Genomic DNA, 17,799 nt, shown 5'->3' with positions numbered 1-17,799 from the left:
ATGGATTCCATACATGTTTATGTGCGGAACCGTTTTTTTATTTTAATTTCGTATGCTATGATGAAGGAAGTATGTCAAAAATCGGGGTGCGAACTTATGGATAAGCTTATTATTATTGATGGTAACTCTATCGCGAATCGAGCTTTTTATGCTTTGCCTTTGCTCAGTAATTCTAGTGGTTTACACACGAATGCGGTTTATGGATTTACAACGATGCTGCTGAAATTAATAGAAGAAGAAAAGCCTACGCATTTTCTCGTTGCATTCGACGCTGGGAAAATAACGTTTAGACACAAAGAATATACGGAATACAAGGGTGGGCGTGCCAAAACGCCGTCTGAGCTCTCCGAGCAGTTTCCGCTGATCAAAGAGCTGCTTAAAGCTTTCAAGATTCCACAGTTTGAGCTGACAGGCTATGAAGCTGACGATATTATTGGAACCTTGACCAAGGCAGCTGATGAAAGAGGCGAGAAGGTACTTCTCGTTTCGGGAGATAAGGATATGCTGCAGCTGGCTTCCGAGCATGTGACCGTTGCGATTACACGTAAAGGAATTAGCGAAGTTGATCTTTATAATCCTGCTGAAATAAAAGAGAGATACGGGCTTACGCCTGCGCAAATCATCGACCTCAAAGGGTTGATGGGCGATACGTCGGATAATATTCCAGGTATTCCGGGTGTTGGGGAAAAAACGGCACTTAAGATGCTGCATGAGTTTGGAACCGTAGAAGAAGTGCTTGCTAATGCATCAAGTCTCAAAGGAAAAATGAAGGAAAAAGTCGAGGAGCATGCGCAAAGTGCCATCATGAGTAAAGATCTTGCGACGATTTTCCGCGAAGTGCCGATGGAAACCGAGTGGGATGTTTTCCGCTACGATGGCTTTGATGGACAAGCTTTATCCAGTATGTTCCGCAAGCTGGAGTTCAAATCTCTCCTGGAAAAGATGGATTTCGGGCCAAGCAGCATGGCGGAGGAACAAGTTGTCGAAAGTTTGGAAGCGATTGTTGTAACGAAAGACAATATGGATGAGTTGATTGGCAAATTAGGCGATAACGCAGCGATCCATGTTGAGGCTGTTGGGGAAAATCCGCATCAAGCTGTGGGGGTTGGCGTTGTCTGGTTTACGTATGATGGAGATACGAATACATCTTACTTCGTGCCCTTAGCGCTGCTGAAGAGTGAAGCGGGCGAGCCGCTGCGCAATTGGCTAAGCGATGATTCCAAGAAGAAGCAGCTCTTCGACCAGCACCGTGCCCAGCTGGTGCTGGCTTGGCAAGGTATCCACCTCAAAGGTGTGGATTTCGATGCTCTGCTGGCCGCTTACTTACTCGATCCGACTGAGTCGAATCTTAGCTTGAGCGGCTTGACGGGCAAGTACAGCCTGCCGGGCGTTAAGACCGACGAGGAAGTGTTCGGCAAGGGGGCGAAGTTTCGCTTGCCTGAGCTCGCTGCGCTTAGCGACCACTTGGGTCGCAAAGCGATGGCCATTGCGCGCATCGTGCCAGTGCTGCGCGAAGAGCTGGAGAAGAGCGAGATGCATAGCCTCTTCTACGAGCTAGAGCTGCCTCTCGCGGGCGTGCTCGCGGAGATGGAGCTGCGCGGCATAGCGTTGGATGCCGAGGGGCTTAAAGCGTTCGGCGTGGAGCTTGCAGGCAAGCTGGATGCGATCATGACCCGCATCTACACGCTCGCCGGCGTAGAGTTCAACATCAACTCGCCGAAGCAGCTTGGCGAGATCTTGTTCGAGAAGCTGGGGCTGCCAGCTTGGAAGAAGACCAAGACCGGCTACTCGACGGATGCCGAGGTGCTGGAGCGCCTTGCGCCCTACCACGAAGTCGTAGGGGAGATTTTGAACTACCGTTCGCTTGCGAAGCTGCAATCGACGTACGTCGAAGGGCTGCTTAAAGAGGTGCGGCCGGAGACCGGTAAGGTGCATACCTATTACCGGCAGACGATTGCCGCAACGGGCCGGCTCAGCAGCCAGTTCCCGAACCTCCAGAATATTCCTATTCGTCTGGAGGAAGGCCGTAAGATCCGCAAGGTATTCGTTCCATCCGAGCCTGGATGGTACATTCTTGCTGCGGATTACTCGCAGATCGAGCTGCGCGTGCTTGCGCACATCTCGCAGGATGACAATCTGAAGGAAGCGTTCCTTCAGAATATGGACATCCACACGAAGACAGCGATGGACGTCTTCGGGGTGGAAGAGAGCGCCGTCGACGCGAACATGCGCCGCCAGGCCAAAGCCGTCAACTTCGGGATCGTGTACGGCATCAGCGACTACGGCTTGTCCCAGAACCTAGACATTACCCGCAGGGATGCAGCTCAGTTCATTGAACAATATTTTGCTGTTTTCCAAGGGGTTCGCAAATATATGGATGAGATCGTGAAGGATGCTCGCAGGGACGGTTATGTCACGACCTTGCTGCAGCGCCGCCGCTATCTTCCTGAGATCACGGCATCGAACTTTAATCTACGTTCCTTCGCTGAACGAACAGCGATGAATACGCCGATTCAAGGTACGGCTGCTGATATCATTAAACTTGCCATGGTCCAGATGGCCGACCGTTTGAAACAAGATGGACTCAAGAGCCGCATGCTGCTTCAAGTACACGATGAGCTTGTTTTTGAGGTCCCTGAAGAGGAGCTTGAGACCATGCGCAGCTTAGTGCCGGAAGTTATGGCTGCAGCCCTTAAGCTTGATGTCCCGCTGAGCGCGGATGTTGACTTTGGCCTTACTTGGTACGATGCTAAGTAGAGTTGTTTGTACAAGTACTTATAACTGTGGCCACCGATTATGAATAAGCATGTTTTTCAGTGTTAAATATGGCTCAGATGTGTTAATCGTCACATTAACGCTGAAAAATAATGCTAACTAAGGCTAAGCTGGGAGTTATGGGGGAATTTGTTGCTAATAGCGTTGTTTTTCAATGCTAATTCCTATATTTTTGCTCGATGAGGTGTGATAACGCTGAATAACAGCGTTAATGGACACTCTCAGCACCTGAAATCGGCGAGGCTGGTGGATATTGCCGCTGAGCGAGCCAATCTGGCACTCTCGGTCTCACCATCTCGCCCGCTAGGTCAATCAACAATAAAGAAGAGGTGAACATCCGTGCCTGAACTACCCGAAGTCGAAACGGTCAGACGTACGCTGAACAATCTAATCACCGGTAAAACGATTGAGCATGTTCAGGTCAGACTGCCTCGCATCATCCAAAAGCCGGACGATATTCATATGTTTGAAGTTCTGCTGCAAGGTCAGACGGTGGAGACGATAGAACGCAGAGGGAAATTTCTGCGCTTCATATTTACCGATTACGTCATGGTTTCGCATCTTCGGATGGAAGGACGGTACGGTCTGTATGACGGTGAAGATCCGCTCGAGAAGCACACCCATGTGTTGTTCCGCTTCACCGATGGCAGCGAGCTCCGCTATAAGGACGTTAGACAATTTGGTACGATGCATTTGTTTCCCAAAGGCGAAGAGCTCACGCAGCCTCCGCTGCATAAGCTCGGACTAGAACCGCTTGATGAAGGCTTCACCTTCGAGGCTTTTCAAGACCGGATCGCTCATCGTTCGACGAAGATTAAACCGCTGCTGCTCAATCAAGAATATATCGTGGGAATCGGGAATATTTATGTAGACGAGTCCCTTTTCTTGGCTGGCATCCATCCAGAACGCGAAGCCTCCTTGCTGAGCAAAAAGGAGCTCGTCCTCCTTCACTCAGCTATCATTCGTACACTTCGTGAATCGGTTGAAGTGGGAGGATCCTCCATTAAATCGTATGTGAATGGACAAGGCGAAATTGGGTTGTTCCAGCATCAACTAAACATTTATGGCAGACAGTCTCAAGCCTGTAAAACATGCGGGAGTGAGATCTACAAGACCATCGTTGGCGGCAGAGGAACGCATATTTGCCCAACCTGCCAACCGTTAAAGCAGACTAGAATTCGAAAGAAGTCAGAGAAATAGGCACGTGAAGCCTCCCCTCCCCATATGATATGGAGTACTTAGCCTAGACAAACGGCTTACAAGCTAGTTTCTAGGTAAAACTCTTAGGAGGGGTATTATGCTTCCTGTAGTTTCACTACTTATTCTTGCTTTCGCAGTTTCTTTGGACGGCTTCGGTGTCGGTGTGATGTATGGATTACGTAAAATACGAATTCCACTCCTATCCATTGGGATTATATCGCTTTGGTCTGGTATCATTATCTACATCTCGATGCAGATCGGTGTACTGATGTCTTCCTTCATGTCTCCCTTGGTAGCTAAGCGTATCGGTGCTCTCATATTGATTGGGATTGGCATCTGGGCATTAGCTCAAACGAGACAACAAAAGCCTCAGGAGCATCAGGAACGAGGGGGAGTCGCATCTTTAGATCAAGCATCGATAAGCGGTGTTCTTCCTTCACAAGAGGGTAAGCATTCGGGTTCTGGAGAGATTCTCACGTTTGATACTTTGCAGCGAACGAAGGAAATACTGAATATCGAGCTGAAACGCTTCGGACTTGTTATTCAAATTTTGCGAACACCATCCATTGCAGACGTTGACAAATCGGGTAATATTTCGGCTTCAGAGGCTACCTTGCTTGGTTTGGCGCTATCTTTGGATGCGTTCGGTGCAGGCATTGGCGCAGCATTAATCGGTTTCGTTCCACTGTTAACGGCTTCCGTCATTTCTATATCAAGTGGTTCATTTATTGCATTAGGCTTGCGGTTTGGTTTACGGTATGCGGAGATGAATTGGATGAAGAAACTGTCTATACTTCCGGGATGTGTACTCATTATTATGGGTCTTTTGAAAATGTTGTAGGACGCACGTTAGGAGAGATTTGCCCATGAATATCGGGTTAACAGGAGGAATCGCTTGCGGCAAAAGCACGGTTAGCGCCATGCTGGTTAGCCGCGGCGCCCTATTAGTAGATGCGGATACCATAGCCCGCGATGTCGTCGAGCCCGGCAGCCCTGTTCTTGAACAGGTTGCTGCACATTTTGGACAAGCCGTTCTTCAGGCTGACGGATCGCTCCATCGCAAGAAGCTTGGCGAGATCATTTTTGGTAATACCGAGGCACGCAAGCAGCTGGAAAGTATTCTGCATCCGCCAATTCGTGCACAAATACGTGAACAGATGGAAGCCTATGAACGGCAATTTCCAGACAAGCTTGTTGTGGTCGATGTCCCTTTATTAATCGAATCTAATTTATCCTTCATGTTTCAAGAAGTTATGGTTGTTTATGTGCCTCGTCCAGTCCAGTTGGAGCGGCTTATTGGGCGAGATGGACTGACGGAAAGTGCGGCAAATAATCGCATAGATGCTCAGATGTCCATTGAGGAGAAACGCAAATTCGCGGATGTTGTCATTGACAATAGTGGTACTTGGGAAGAAACTAACGCTGAAGTGGAGCGGTTTTGGCTAGAGAAGGGGCTTTCATGACCTTTTTACGTAAAAAACGAGTTTTTGCCCTGCTTCTTGTCTGCTTTGTTCTGGTTCTCTTTATGAATAGCGATTTTATCGGAAGAAAGGTGTACCCGATCTACTTTGAGCAGGAAATTAGGCAGAGCGCGGCGAAACACAATATAGATCCATTTTTAATTGCTGCGATTATAAGGGTCGAGACGAATTACAAATATCATTTGGAGTCAAAAAAAGGGGCATTAGGCCTTATGCAGCTTATGCCTGACACCGCAGAGTGGATTGTTGAATCCACGAATTTAGGGCCTCATGTGCAGGAAGATTTATTAAAAGTGGACGTAAATATTAATCTTGGTTCTTGGTATTTAAGCTGGCTTAAGAAGCATTATAATGGTAATTTAATTTATGCGATTGCGGCTTATAATGCAGGTCAAGGGAATGTGAATAAATGGAAGCAAAATGATATTTGGGATGGTTCGGAAGAGCATATTAATCAAATTCCATTCGGAGAAACACGTCATTATGTACAGCGGGTGCTCTATTATTACGAAAAATACACGAAGCTTTATTCTCAGCATTGGGGTAAATAAGGATTAGGATTCCTCTTCAAAAATAAAGAAGCATTGGACTAGCTCCTTTTGGGGGCTTAGAGTCCAATACTTCCTGTTTTGCAGATTCAGTAGCTAATCTTCAAGATTACTTGAATTGACCAGCCAAAGATTGTTCTGCGATTTGTACCAGTCGACGAGTGATGTTACCACCAATAGAACCAGCATCACGAGTAGCCATATTGCCCATATATCCATCTTGAGGGATGGCGATACCTAGCTCTTGAGCTACTTCGTATTTCAACTGATCCAACGCTGCGTTAGCTTGAGGAACGACTAATGTATTGCTGCTGCGGGATTGTCCTGCGCCCATGTCTGTTCACCTCCTTGTCGTTTGGTAATAGTATTGTGTGCATATCTCCTAAGTTCATGACATGTAACATATGGTAATAGATCAAAGAAGAGAAAGGAGAGATAGCGAATGAAGTGTCCGTTCTGTGACTATTCCGGTACGAAAGTTCTTGATTCACGTTCAGCCAATGAAAACAAATCGATTCGTCGTCGTCGAGAATGTGAGAAGTGCGCGAGAAGATTCACCACGTTTGAGATGGTGGAAGAAACGCCGTTAATCGTGATTAAGAAAGATGGAAGTAGGGAAGAATTTAGTCGAGAGAAAATATTAAGAGGCTTGATTCGAGCTTGTGAGAAGCGCCCGGTATCGATGGAGAGACTTGAGATGATGGTATCTGAAGTGGAAATGCAGCTTCGCACCACGGCTCATGCTGAAGTGGATAGTTTAAGCATTGGAGAAATCGTCATGGAACAGCTGTACCCCGTCGATGAAGTGGCGTACATTCGCTTTGCCTCCGTATACCGACAGTTTAAGGACATTAATATGTTCCTGAAGGAGTTAACGCAAATATTGGGAAAGCATGACACCGGACTTCTCCGGGATAAATAATAACTAAATATGACAAAAAATAAGAAAAAGACAGCGGGATTCCCGTTGTCTTTTCTCAGTTTTTCCCACGATATCAACAATCATGCGATTAAAATTTATTTGAAAAAAATAAATCTTTAGACATCAACCGACTGTATTTTTGTATGCTTTCGTGCATAATTCCTTTATTGAGTGCGTTTGTCCAGTTCACTTCTGAGAAAATGAATAAACCGAATAGCTTCATCTTGGGTTAAAACGTTGTTATCAAACTTAAAGGAGAACATGTCCAAAAGATCATTTTCTGGAAGGTGCAAGTTATCAATCAATTGCTGTACATCCAAACTCATTTTACCATCCACCGTAATTTTTCCCATCATCTTTGTTCCCTCCTAGTCTTTCTACATAAATCGGACGGAGGCGGTAGCTGGCTGACATTTTGGACATTCATCGAATGCCATTTTAGTCCCTTTAGCTTTGCGTCGCCACTTTTCAGTGGTTTTGCCTTTATCGACCGATTTATGTTTGTAAGAAAACTATATCATATTTGCGGATTGAGTTTCCATTAATTACATTATTCGAAGGATGGTTGAAGCATATGTCCGTCAAGTCCAATCAAATTCCAAGCATTTCTTATGAATTAGATATCGTAAAAGTTGCTAGCTCTCTCGGAATTGATCAAGATCGCTTATTGGCTTATGTGTATGCAAACTCTGATCCGAAGAAACAATATGAGGTAAAGGAAACCTTTCCCGACTATAAGAGTGGTTGAAACTATAAAAAAAGCACTACAACGTAATAGTTGTAGTGCTTTAATCGTATTAAACCATGATTTTGCAGATATCGTTCGTGAATTCAACCGGATCTTGAAGGGGTAATCCTTCGATTAAGAGCGCTTGATTGTAGAGCAGGGCCGTATAAAGATTCAGTTTCTCTTTGTCTTTGTCAAAAGCGTCTTTTAAGGAAGCGAATACTTCGTGATTGACGTTGATTTCCAATACCTTCTCAGCCTTCACGTTAGGATTATTCGGCATCGCATTTAAGATTTTTTCCATTTCGATCGTCACATCGCCGTCGGTCGATAAGCACACAGGGTGCTTTTTAAGACGCTTGGATGCTTTTACATTTGTAACTTTGCCTGACAACAGGTCTTTCATATAATCGAAAAGCTCTTTGTTGTCATTTTTGTCAGCATCGGTTTCCGTTTGGCTGTCATCCATTTCAATACCAAGATCACCGCTTGAAACAGATTTAAACTCTTTTTCTTTGTAGGTCATGATCATTTTGATCGCGAATTCATCGATATCATCAGTGAAATACAAAATCTCATAGCCCTTATCTGTGACTAGCTCTGTTTGTGGAAGCTTATCGATTCTTTCCATCGATTCTCCAGAAGCATAGTAAATGTACTTCTGATCTTCCGGCATTCTTGACACGTATTCGTCCAACGTAACCAGCTTTTTCTCCTTGGAGGAATGGAACATCAATAGATCCTGCAGGACGTCCTTATGGCTTCCGTAATCGCTGTAGACACCGAATTTGAGCTGTCGGCCGAAGGATTTGTAGAATTGCTCATATTTCTCTCTTTCGTCCTTCAGCAGGCTTTGCAGCTGGCCTTTGATCTTGCTTGAAATGTTTTTGGCAATCAGTTTCAATTGACGGTCATGCTGCAGCATTTCTCTGGAAATATTGAGCGATAGGCTTTCTGAATCAACCATCCCTTTAACGAAGCTGAAATAGTCAGGAAGCAGATCCGCACATTTGTTCATGATCAATACGCCATTGGCGTAAAGCTCCAAGCCCTTTTCATACTCTTTGGAATAATAGTCAAAAGGAATATTTTCCGGGATAAAGAGGATAGCTTGATAAACTACAGCGCCATCTGCGCTAACGTGAATATGTTTGAGCGGCTTGTCGAAGCCGTAATGTTTCTCGTGATAGAACTTCTCGTAATCTTCCGGAGTCAGTTCACTTTTGTTTTTTCTCCAGATGGGAACCATGCTGTTGACATGCTGCTCTTCTTGGTAATCCTCGAAGTCGCTTTCGCTGCCTTCTTTCAGCCTTTTTCCGGTAATGTCCATTTTGATAGGGTAACGGATGAAATCGGAGTACTTTTTGATGATCGCTTTTAAACGATACTCGTCTAAAAACTCATCGAAGTTCTCATCTTCCGTATTATCCTTAATTTTCAGGATGATCTCCGTGCCTACGTCATTTTTATCCGCCGTTTCGATCGTGTAGCCATCAGCGCCAGTGGACTCCCACTTGTAAGCAACATCGCTACCTAAAGCTCTGCTAATTACGGTTACGACATCTGCAACCATAAACGCTGAATAGAAGCCAACACCGAACTGTCCGATGATATTGTGACCGTCTTTTGCTTCATTTTCTTTTTTGAAGGCCAAAGATCCGCTCTTCGCAATGATCCCCAGGTTATTCTCCAAATCTTCCTTCGTCATACCAATACCCGTATCACGCAGTGTGAGTGTGCGATTCGTTTTGTCGGCAATCACTTTAATGAAATAACTATCTTTGTCAAAAACCAACGTGTCATCGGTCAAAGCTTTGTAGTAAATTTTGTCGATAGCATCGCTGGCATTGGAGATAAGCTCTCTTAGAAATATCTCTCTTTGCGTATAAATCGAATTGATCATCATTTCCAATAAGCGTTTGGATTCAGCTTGAAACTGTTTCTTTTCCAATGGGAGATCTCCTTTCGAATATGTAGAAATTAGTCAGAGATGATTATTAGCACTCTCAGTCTTCGAGTGCCATCCCTATCTTTATAACATTCCTCTTTTTCAATGTCAATTGGTATGGCAAAGCGGAGCTTTATTTCGTAATAATCCGCATAAGAATATCCACGCTGGGAAACCCATATTCTTCATATTCTTGTTCTTGCATAATCAGACTGTTGATGATGTTAAAATACCACGACAACAGTTCCCTAGGATCGCCTGCAGAGAATTCTCCAGCTTGCTGCCCTTTGATAAAAATAGGGACTAGCTGATCAATAAGAACTTTCGGGGAATGCTGTTCAAGGGCTTGCTTGACCTCTTCAGGTACATCATCCGTTTTTCGTGCCTGTTGAATAAGCATGAAAGCATGCTTATTGTCGTCATCCAGCATTCCTTGAGTCAGTGCTTTAATTTGTTCCACGGGAGTGCCAGGTATTTGAGCAATGTAAGCAATTTCCTTGCCTGCTTCTTCCATGAGTTCTTGAACGAGTGCAGTGAATAGTGAATCTTTGGAGCTATAGTAACGGTAAAAGAGGCCTTGACTGATGCCAGCTTCTGCCGCGATCATGCTCATTTTGGTTCCTGCGATTCCGTGGCGGGCAAATACGGTAAGAGCAGCTTTCTTGATCTGTTCTTTGCGATCATCACGTATCTGAGTCAATTGTTGTTCATTTAATGGGGACAATGGCTGTCAATCTCCGATCTGCATAATATCATTTCATTAAACTTATTATATAGTCTTCTCAAGTTGAAGTGAAACATCATCCTTCTTGCTTGCCGAGTCTACGAGTGGACTTATCCTCATCCTAAGTTCATCTAGAAATTGCTCTGTCCGAGCAAAAGCAGCGAGATGGCCGGCATTCTGGATAAGAACCATTTCTTTGTGAGGTGCTCTAATATCATCGAAATAGGCTTGGGCTAAAGCGGTTGGTGTTATAGAATCAGTATCACCTTGGAAGATGAAGAAAGGTATGTCAAATTCCAACCCGAATTTGCGGACGTCAAAGGTCATGAGTTCATCAAAAAGAAAGTCCAAGGAGAAGTTCATGCCTTTGAAAATATCTATAATATCACGTATGGTGTGGCTCGGCGACGACAGAATAGCAGGCAGCATGATGTCCATAATCATATTAGGAACCGTTGTAATAGATTTAATGATCCATTGGTTCATTTCATCGAAGTCTTTGCGGCTCCACTTCGAGGGATCAGGTCCAATTCTCTCGATTGCCAGCATGCCCTTTTTGTTCCCAGCAGCTCGAAGTCCTTCCAGTGTCATCTGATACGACAAATGATCCGGATCTGGGCCGACGTTCTGATCAGTCCCGACATAGGCATGGAAGAGGTCTGGTCGGCGCTTAACCATCATGACACCTATACAGCTGCCCACTGAGCTGCCAACAAGAATAATTTTTTCTTGATTGAGATGTTCGCATAGGAATTCGGCAACCTCAAGCCCATCATGTGCGAGGCTGTCAAAAGTAATTTCTCCGCTTCCATTCACACCATTCCTGCGGAATGTCTTACCTGCACCGCGCTGGTCCCATTGGACGATGGTAAAGTGCTTCTCCCATGAACGCAGCAATGGAGAGAAGACGGTATAAGTTGATGCGGGACCGCCGTGAATGAAGAACAGGACGGGCTTGCTGCGATCCTCCCCGCGAATGGTGATCCACTGATCAATGCCGCCAATCTGAATGAATCGTTCCTGGGCGATGCCATTTGGCGTATGGAAGTTAAGTTTCATAGCATTTTTACGCTGATTTAGCTTTCGTAGGAGCAGATCCCAAACTAAATGTTTTTTATTCATTCGTGCACCTCGTTCTTATATTTAAATGAATGATTCATTCATCTATAAATCATATGTGTAGCTTAATTCATTTTCAATCCGCAGTCAATAGGCTATTGACTATGCAAACAATAAAAAAACGCTTGGGTTTCCAAGCGTTAAGCAGCTGTTTATGTAAGTTAATCTTGTTTTAACTCTTGCCCTTTTTCATTAAAAGCTTTTACGACCTTCTTAGGAGCTACAAGGCTCCAGGCCAGCGTAAGCATATTACGACATTCCTCAGGATGGACACGATCCATTCGAACAATCATGAACGCTAAGTTTTGGAAGCTGTCTGGCATCTGATAAACATCAGAATCCATCGTGGTGTAAGCCGCTCGATCCTCTTTGGTCGTTTTAATCACGAGTGATACACCATCTGGTTGGATAACCGCGTAAATTTTGCTGCGTACACGAAAGGAAGGTTTTTCCCAATGGTCTTGTTCTTCCGTTTCCGGTAAAGACAGCGCGATGCTTCTAATTTCATCAGCAGTAACCATGATCTTCTCCTCGAATTCTTCTCAAATGCGGTTGATATCACTGCCCTCAATAATTGATTTTGAATAACCTTGCTTGGCAATTTTGATCATTGCGCGTCCGATCTTTTCTGAAGTCGTAATCGAATTCGGGAACCATTTTTCTAACAAAGGGTAGAGAGGTTTCGATATGGTGTAAATGCTCTGGTACAGTTTAGTCTTGGACTTGACGCCGTGCAATGGAAGAATACCTCCTGGACGGAACATGTAAGCCGCCATAAATGGAAGCTTAAGCAAATCATTCTCCGTTTTGCCCTTCACCCGTGCCCACATACTGCGGCCATTTTCCGTACTATCTGTTCCCATTCCTGTTACATAGAAGAACGACATGTTAGGGTTCAATCTCACTAATGTCTCAGCAACATGCATGGTAATATCATAGGTTATTGCCCGATAGCGATCTTCGCTCATACCCGCGGAAGAGACACCAAGGCAGAAAAAACAAGCGTCGAAGCCCGACAGTTTATGCTCAATGTCAGTTAGATCCAGAAGATTAGCATGAACCTGTTCGTGCAATTTGGGATGATTCTGACCGGTGGTGTTTCTACCTACGGCTAGCACGCTATGAACTTGAGGATCGAGAAGGCATTCGCGCAGCACGCTCTGTCCGACCATGCCCGTAGCTCCGAAAAGAAGGACGTTCAATCTATCACACCTTTCAATTCAGTTATATCGAATTTGCATTAATGGTTATTGCTTTCCCATCTCTTGGCCCATTTATCCATTTCTTTGAGAGCGGTTTGAAAATCAATTCCTTTTTCCGTCAATGAATATTCTACCATGATCGGTACAGTAGGAGTTACTTGACGCAGAACAATCCCGTTCTGCTCTAAATGCCGCAGCACATCCGTTAAGGATTGTGTCTTGACGATCACTAAATCTCTATGAAGCTGTTTAAATCGTTTCGGGCCTTTAGATAGCTCCGCGATCACTAGGAACGCCCATTTCGCACCAAGTATGGTCAATACGGAACAGATGTTAGAGAAGTCATGCACTTCTTCTTGTAAAGGTTCCATGTGGCTTCACCTTCTTACTTATCGTTAGTTAGTCAAAATACTTGGATAATGTCCAAATACTTTGCCTTCTTACATTATTTTCGTAACCTTATTATACTTCAATAAAACGATCACGGAATAGCAGAAAGGAATGAATCGAATGAATCGACTGTCTATCTACATCCTTGCCCTAGGGGTATTTCTAACGGCGACCTCCGAGCTGGTTGTTGCCGGAATCCTTCATATCATCGCTGAAGATTTAAACATTTCTATCGCACTTGCGGGGCAGCTAATTACAGCCTATTCTCTAGCGTTTGCGATTGGAACCCCCATTGTGGTGTCACTTTCATCCCGGATGGGGCGCAGGAAAGTGCTGCTTGGCTCGCTGGCTGTTTTTATCTTGGGCTGCCTGACTTCTTTTGGGAGTTCGGAGATTTCGCTCTTAATGGTTTCTCGTATTATTCTTGGGGTAAGCTCAGGCGTTTATCTTGTCGTAGTGTTTGGTGCGGTTGCCAAATTAGTGCCTGCTGAGAAACTAGGAAGTGCGATCGGCACAATCGTTCTTGGGTTTAGCAGCGCTATGATCTTAGGGGTTCCGATTGGAATTGCCATTACCAACTGGTGGAGTTGGCAAGCCATTTTCATCATTCTAAGTTTATTAAGCCTGTTAATTACATTCGTAATCTTCCGCCTTCTTCCAGAGATCGAGGGGGACGCACCGGTTCCATTCAGGCAGCAATTTAAAGTGTTGGGAAGTCTCGTCATCGTAAGCGGTTTGTTCCTCACCTTTTTTCGGGAATCGGGTAATTCAATTTTATTTACGTATCTGACGCCATTTATACAGGACGTTCTACATTTGAAAGCCTCCAATATAAGCATCATGATGCTTGTTTTCGGTATTTTTGGAGCTATCGGTTCTCGTTTAGGCGGTTATGGTGTTGATAGATGGGGAGCGGCTTGCGTCATTACGCTGAGTATTATCGTTCATGTAGCAGTTCTAGCCCTACTGCCTTTTTTTGTGGAATCATTCGTTATCAGTTTAGTGTTTATCGCCCTTATGGTGTTCTCCATGTTCGTGACCGGTCCAGCTATCCAAACGTATTTTATTCAACAAGCGCCGCTGTCATCCAATCTCGTTCTCAGTTTGAATACATCAATCATTCATTTGGGATTAGCGGTGGGAGCTGGAGCGGGGGGAGTGATGGCGAACGCGACTTCGACTGTCTTCTATCATCCATGGATAGCAAGTATCATTGTAGCGCTCGGGTTGGCGGCAGCTTTCGTCAGTTTTAGGGTAGGGAAGAGGGTTCAAAGTTATAGTCTCGAATGATTCTTGCCCTCCGTACCTATCCTTACAAATTACGCAATCCTTGTTAGATATCTAACGGGAATCTAATAGTAATTAAACATTTCATCCAGAAGACTTTTAACATGTTCCGTATAAGATTGAATTCATGAATCTATTTTAGGCATATGAGGAGAATTCAATTGAAATTAACCATGAAATCATTCCGAATGTCATTGCAGAGCAAACTGGTTATTTCATTCGCGGCTATTTTGCTTATTCCTTGTTTAACGCTAGGTTGGTTTGCCTATGAGACCTCCAAAGATAAAGCAGAACAACAAATTATGGAAGCAACGACCGAAAATGTTAAATCGTTAAATAAGCTAATCGGCGAATACATCGAACCGATCCAAAAGGATGTCGATTATTTGGCTGAGAGTTTGCCTAATAAGCTGAATAGTACTAGTGGGGAACCGACTGTCAAAAGTTTAATCGCCAAGTTTCAAGCGGTTCACCCTGAACTGGACTCAACGTATGTAGGGACATCCGAAGGTATTATGATACTTAACCCTGAGGCAGCGCTGCCGGAAGGTTTTGATCCTCGAAAAAGACCCTGGTACGAAAATGCGCTGAAGAATAAAGGTAAAACGATCATTACAGATCCTTACGTCAACGCGACAAATGGAGAAATTGTCATTACGCTAGCAAGAATGATGTCTGATGGGTCCAAGGTCATTGGTGTTGATTTGAATATGACCGAGTTTGCAAAAGAAGTGTTAAAAGTTAAAATCGGAGAAAATGGATATATGTCCATTGTCGACAAATCAAAAACATATCTCGTACACCCTACTGCAAAAGCAGGGTCTCCAGTACCTGTTAATATCTCCCAGCCCATGTTTGCAGCGGAAGAGGCTACTTTCCAATTCCAACAAAATGAGCAAACAATGAGATCGGTATTCGTAACGAACAGTTTAACAGGTTGGAAATTAACGGGTACAATTTCTCTTCAGGAAATCACGGAAGAAGCTTCGAGTATTTTGAAAAATACCTTGTACATTGTCTTGATCGCCATGATCATTGGTGCTGTATTGATTTATTTCATTATCCGATCGATTATCGTTCCTGTTAAAAGCTTGATTGCGGTTTCGCAACAAGTTAGCGAAGGTAATTTGTGTGTTCGAGTAAAAGAGACGAGATCCAAAGATGAAATTTCAGAGCTAGGACATACTTTTAACAAGATGATTGATTCGTTGAAATTGGTATTGATGGAAGTCAGCGAAAAATCGAGCATGCTAGCGGCTTCGTCAGAGCAGCTTACAGCAAGCGCGGAGCAAACTTCCAATGCAACTCATTACATCGCCGAAAATATTGGGCAAATGGCTGAAGGTGCAGAGAAACAAGTTGGAACCGTCAAGCAAGGGGCGCGAATTGTAGACGAAATGTCCAAAGAAGTCTTAGAAATCGCTTCTAGTGCACAAGCGGTTTCGGATAAAGCGGCGCAAGCCACTCATATATCCATGGAAGGCAATGTGACGATCCAAACGGCAGTAACTCAGATGAACTCCATAAAAGGAACTGTCGAAAGCTTGTCTCATGTCATTCAAAATCTAATGAAACAATCAAATCAAATTGAAGGGATTGTATCTCTGATAGGTGATATCTCGTCACAAACGAACCTGTTATCTTTGAATGCAACGATTGAAGCAGCCCGAGCGGGAGAACATGGCCGAGGATTCCAGGTCGTTGCCAAAGAGGTGAAGAAGTTATCGGAGCAGACCGCAAGGTCGTCTAATCAAATCATCGATATGATTCAAATTATTCAAACCGAGTCGCAGCAAGCTGTTAAATCTATGGATGAGACATACACAGAAGTGACGGGAGGAATTACTATCATGAATAGGGCAGGGGAGTTATTTCGCCTGATTCAGCATTCCGTCGTAGAATTAGAAGCACAAATTCAGACAGTTTCGGCATCTTCGCAGCAGCTTTCAAGCGGTGCAGAGCAAACGATTATGGCTATGGATACTATTTTCAATGTTGTGGAGAAAAGCGCATCGGCTACTCATAATGTCTCCGCTGCGGCACAGGTACAGCTGGCATCGATGGAAGAAATCGCAGCATCCTCAGAGTCATTATCTAAGATGGCTATTGAACTTCAAGAGATTAATGAGAAATTCAAAACATAAAACGGAACAAGGACAACCTTTAACGGGGTGTCCTTGTTTTGTGTATTAATTCCGAATAATTCTTTTGGCCGTAGCCTCTTTAAGCCATAACGGGAATTCATTCAAAAGAAGATTATATAGCGTTTCATCGGAAATCGAAGCGATATCCTCAATGTGAATAAAATTAGCGTTGTCTATGATTCGTCCTTCCATCGTGTCCAACTGCTTAAGCACTTCAAAATCAGAATCGCCAATGCCTACGAATTGCCAGAATATCGGTTGTACAGCAGATTCGGTGATGACTTTCTTGATGGGTTTTACGACACCGCCGTCATTGATGAATACCATAAATACGGGTATGGGGGAGTCTTCTTCAACGGTATATTTACGAATCACGTCTTGCATAACGGGCGGCTCATTATTACGGCCAAACTTATGTATCGTCTTGTTATTCATAATATGCTTCTGCACATAGTGCTCGAAATCATCCTCCGTAGCGGAAGGCAACCTGCTGAATTCATTGTCGTAGATCCAGACATCTAGTGTTGCATTATCATCAAACTTACAAGCAACAGCCAGTATGCGCTCAACCACTTCCTGAACCGTTCCGTTCTTGTATAATGTCTGCATCGATCCTGAGATATCGAGAACTAAGCCTACTCTGGCGGTAAAGTTGGTCAACTTCTTCTTTTCCAATGTGATCTGAACGATTTTCTTGCGTAAATCGATAGACGATAAGATCGTTTTCTCAGCTGCTGCAGCGACTTCTTGCTCATCTTCCTCTGCGATCTCAAGTCCAAAATTCGTGCACAATGCCTCTAATCCTCCATAAAATCCGCTTCCAATTGCGTTGAATTTCCATTCCCCATTGTGCCTATATAACTCGCCGACTACAATGGCTGTCTCCTTGGAAAGATCTGAACCATATTCAAATCGGAATAGTTCTTCACCATTATCGGCATTAACGAGTCGTAAATAGGAATTCGATATATCCTTCATCATATGTCCATGCTTCTCGCCCTCATGAATCGTTAGGGTAAAAGCCATTTTCGCAACGCTATTCGGAAGCTTAGATAAAGAGATGCTGATTGCTTCCTTGTCTACGCCAACTAATTGTTTATGATTAACTGCTCCGCTCTGCGCAGACGAATTGCCGTAAAATATAAAATCCTCATCCCGTTCGCATCGGTTATTGTCCGATAACATAAAACAGGCAGCGTCAATGTTCATTGCGGCAACTGACGATGACCACCCGAATTGCAAGCTAAGGTTAGACAGACTTGTTCCTTTTGTGATATCAATTTTTTGTCCTTTCAACAGTAACATGTGTTCATCTCCTCAAATCATGACCTT

18 protein-coding genes, 1 pseudogene and 1 riboswitch are annotated in these 17,799 nt (G+C 44.2%); of the genes and pseudogenes, 9 read left to right on the top strand and 10 right to left on the bottom strand.

The window, feature by feature from the left end; translation table 11 throughout:
* Positions 1-96: 96 nt before the first annotated feature.
* From polA to GC102_RS14320, 5 genes are all read left to right on the top strand, one after another.
* Positions 97-2,757, top strand: coding sequence for a DNA polymerase I (gene polA / locus GC102_RS14340; RefSeq protein WP_171690131.1), 2,661 nt, complete (start codon positions 97-99; stop codon positions 2,755-2,757).
* A gap of 357 nt (positions 2,758-3,114) precedes the next feature.
* On the top strand, positions 3,115-3,975 hold the full coding sequence (gene mutM, locus GC102_RS14335) for a DNA-formamidopyrimidine glycosylase (protein WP_171690130.1): 861 nt from the start codon (positions 3,115-3,117) through the stop codon (positions 3,973-3,975).
* Between the two features lie 97 nt (positions 3,976-4,072).
* The gene (locus tag GC102_RS14330) at positions 4,073-4,816 is read left to right on the top strand and encodes an MntP/YtaF family protein (RefSeq protein ID WP_171690129.1); all 744 of its coding nucleotides are present in this window, start codon (positions 4,073-4,075) and stop codon (positions 4,814-4,816) included.
* Positions 4,817-4,841: 25 nt separating this feature from the next.
* Positions 4,842-5,438, top strand: a complete 597-nt coding sequence (coaE, locus tag GC102_RS14325) for a dephospho-CoA kinase (RefSeq protein WP_171690128.1) — start codon at positions 4,842-4,844, stop codon at positions 5,436-5,438.
* Complete coding sequence (locus GC102_RS14320; protein WP_171690127.1) at positions 5,435-6,007, top strand: lytic transglycosylase domain-containing protein; 573 nt, start codon at positions 5,435-5,437, stop codon at positions 6,005-6,007. Before coaE ends, GC102_RS14320 begins: the two co-directional genes overlap by 4 nt.
* Before the next feature lie 106 nt (positions 6,008-6,113).
* On the opposite strand, the gene GC102_RS14315 is transcribed toward GC102_RS14320, so the two are convergent.
* On the bottom strand, positions 6,114-6,338 hold the full coding sequence (locus GC102_RS14315; protein WP_090817514.1) for an alpha/beta-type small acid-soluble spore protein: 225 nt from the start codon (positions 6,336-6,338) through the stop codon (positions 6,114-6,116).
* A gap of 108 nt (positions 6,339-6,446) precedes the next feature.
* On the opposite strand from GC102_RS14315, the gene nrdR reads away from it, so the two are divergent.
* On the top strand, positions 6,447-6,926 hold the full coding sequence (gene nrdR / locus GC102_RS14310) for a transcriptional regulator NrdR (RefSeq protein ID WP_029199331.1): 480 nt from the start codon (positions 6,447-6,449) through the stop codon (positions 6,924-6,926).
* Between the two features lie 164 nt (positions 6,927-7,090).
* Here the strand turns inward: nrdR and GC102_RS14305 are convergent, their stop codons facing one another.
* Complete coding sequence (locus GC102_RS14305) at positions 7,091-7,282, bottom strand: hypothetical protein (RefSeq protein WP_171690126.1); 192 nt, start codon at positions 7,280-7,282, stop codon at positions 7,091-7,093.
* A gap of 39 nt (positions 7,283-7,321) precedes the next feature.
* A riboswitch (cyclic di-GMP riboswitch) is annotated at positions 7,322-7,418 on the bottom strand.
* Between the two features lie 82 nt (positions 7,419-7,500).
* On the opposite strand from GC102_RS14305, the gene GC102_RS14300 reads away from it, so the two are divergent.
* Entirely contained in the window at positions 7,501-7,674 is a 174-nt protein-coding gene (locus GC102_RS14300) for a hypothetical protein (protein WP_171690125.1), read from the top strand.
* A gap of 49 nt (positions 7,675-7,723) precedes the next feature.
* Here GC102_RS14300 and htpG read toward each other — a convergent pair whose 3' ends face one another.
* The 6 genes from htpG to GC102_RS14270 all read right to left on the bottom strand — a co-directional run bounded on the left by htpG (position 7,724) and on the right by GC102_RS14270 (position 13,017).
* The gene (gene htpG, locus GC102_RS14295) at positions 7,724-9,604 is read right to left on the bottom strand and encodes a molecular chaperone HtpG (RefSeq protein WP_171690124.1); all 1,881 of its coding nucleotides are present in this window, start codon (positions 9,602-9,604) and stop codon (positions 7,724-7,726) included.
* A 130-nt stretch (positions 9,605-9,734) separates the two neighbouring features.
* Positions 9,735-10,325 (bottom strand): TetR/AcrR family transcriptional regulator, encoded by a 591-nt coding sequence (locus tag GC102_RS14290; RefSeq protein ID WP_171690123.1) that lies wholly within the window; start codon positions 10,323-10,325, stop codon positions 9,735-9,737.
* A gap of 45 nt (positions 10,326-10,370) precedes the next feature.
* Entirely contained in the window at positions 10,371-11,447 is a 1,077-nt protein-coding gene (locus GC102_RS14285) for an alpha/beta fold hydrolase (RefSeq protein WP_171690122.1), read from the bottom strand.
* Positions 11,448-11,605: 158 nt separating this feature from the next.
* Positions 11,606-11,965, bottom strand: coding sequence for an MmcQ/YjbR family DNA-binding protein (locus GC102_RS14280; RefSeq protein ID WP_171690121.1), 360 nt, complete (start codon positions 11,963-11,965; stop codon positions 11,606-11,608).
* 21 nt (positions 11,966-11,986) lie between these two features.
* Positions 11,987-12,646, bottom strand: a complete 660-nt coding sequence (locus GC102_RS14275) for an NAD(P)H-binding protein (protein ID WP_171690120.1) — start codon at positions 12,644-12,646, stop codon at positions 11,987-11,989.
* 38 nt (positions 12,647-12,684) lie between these two features.
* A complete protein-coding gene (locus GC102_RS14270; protein WP_171690119.1) occupies positions 12,685-13,017 on the bottom strand; it encodes a winged helix-turn-helix transcriptional regulator in 333 nt (110 codons plus the stop codon).
* Between the two features lie 139 nt (positions 13,018-13,156).
* On the opposite strand from GC102_RS14270, the gene GC102_RS14265 reads away from it, so the two are divergent.
* Positions 13,157-14,326 carry an MFS transporter gene (locus tag GC102_RS14265; RefSeq protein WP_171690118.1) on the top strand — a complete coding sequence of 390 codons (1,170 nt, stop codon included), beginning with the start codon at positions 13,157-13,159 and terminating at the stop codon, positions 14,324-14,326.
* A gap of 158 nt (positions 14,327-14,484) precedes the next feature.
* A complete protein-coding gene (locus GC102_RS14260) occupies positions 14,485-16,467 on the top strand; it encodes a methyl-accepting chemotaxis protein (RefSeq protein WP_171690117.1) in 1,983 nt (660 codons plus the stop codon).
* Between the two features lie 45 nt (positions 16,468-16,512).
* Here the strand turns inward: GC102_RS14260 and GC102_RS39455 are convergent, their stop codons facing one another.
* On the bottom strand, positions 16,513-17,187 hold the full coding sequence (locus GC102_RS39455; protein WP_312883270.1) for a vWA domain-containing protein: 675 nt from the start codon (positions 17,185-17,187) through the stop codon (positions 16,513-16,515).
* 69 nt (positions 17,188-17,256) lie between these two features.
* Positions 17,257-17,772, bottom strand: a pseudogene (locus GC102_RS39450) (TerD family protein); the annotation flags it as partial.
* Positions 17,773-17,799 lie beyond the last annotated feature (27 nt).

It is taken from the genome of Paenibacillus germinis (assembly GCF_013141785.1).
Lineage (GTDB): Bacteria > Bacillota > Bacilli > Paenibacillales > NBRC-103111 > Paenibacillus_E > Paenibacillus_E phytorum.
Note: the sequence above shows the minus strand (reverse complement) of the source record. Positions and strands in the feature narration are given on the sequence as shown.

Coding starts and splice junctions, on each gene's coding strand:
- GC102_RS14305 (WP_171690126.1), bottom strand. CDS start 7,282: ATGATGGGAAAAATTACGGTGGATGGTAAAATGAGTTTGGATGTACAG.
- GC102_RS14320 (WP_171690127.1), top strand. CDS start 5,435: ATGACCTTTTTACGTAAAAAACGAGTTTTTGCCCTGCTTCTTGTCTGC.
- nrdR (WP_029199331.1), top strand. CDS start 6,447: ATGAAGTGTCCGTTCTGTGACTATTCCGGTACGAAAGTTCTTGATTCA.
- GC102_RS14265 (WP_171690118.1), top strand. CDS start 13,157: ATGAATCGACTGTCTATCTACATCCTTGCCCTAGGGGTATTTCTAACG.
- GC102_RS14315 (WP_090817514.1), bottom strand. CDS start 6,338: ATGGGCGCAGGACAATCCCGCAGCAGCAATACATTAGTCGTTCCTCAA.
- GC102_RS14330 (WP_171690129.1), top strand. CDS start 4,073: ATGCTTCCTGTAGTTTCACTACTTATTCTTGCTTTCGCAGTTTCTTTG.
- polA (WP_171690131.1), top strand. CDS start 97: ATGGATAAGCTTATTATTATTGATGGTAACTCTATCGCGAATCGAGCT.
- coaE (WP_171690128.1), top strand. CDS start 4,842: ATGAATATCGGGTTAACAGGAGGAATCGCTTGCGGCAAAAGCACGGTT.
- GC102_RS14300 (WP_171690125.1), top strand. CDS start 7,501: ATGTCCGTCAAGTCCAATCAAATTCCAAGCATTTCTTATGAATTAGAT.
- GC102_RS14285 (WP_171690122.1), bottom strand. CDS start 11,447: ATGAATAAAAAACATTTAGTTTGGGATCTGCTCCTACGAAAGCTAAAT.
- GC102_RS14280 (WP_171690121.1), bottom strand. CDS start 11,965: ATGGTTACTGCTGATGAAATTAGAAGCATCGCGCTGTCTTTACCGGAA.
- GC102_RS14270 (WP_171690119.1), bottom strand. CDS start 13,017: ATGGAACCTTTACAAGAAGAAGTGCATGACTTCTCTAACATCTGTTCC.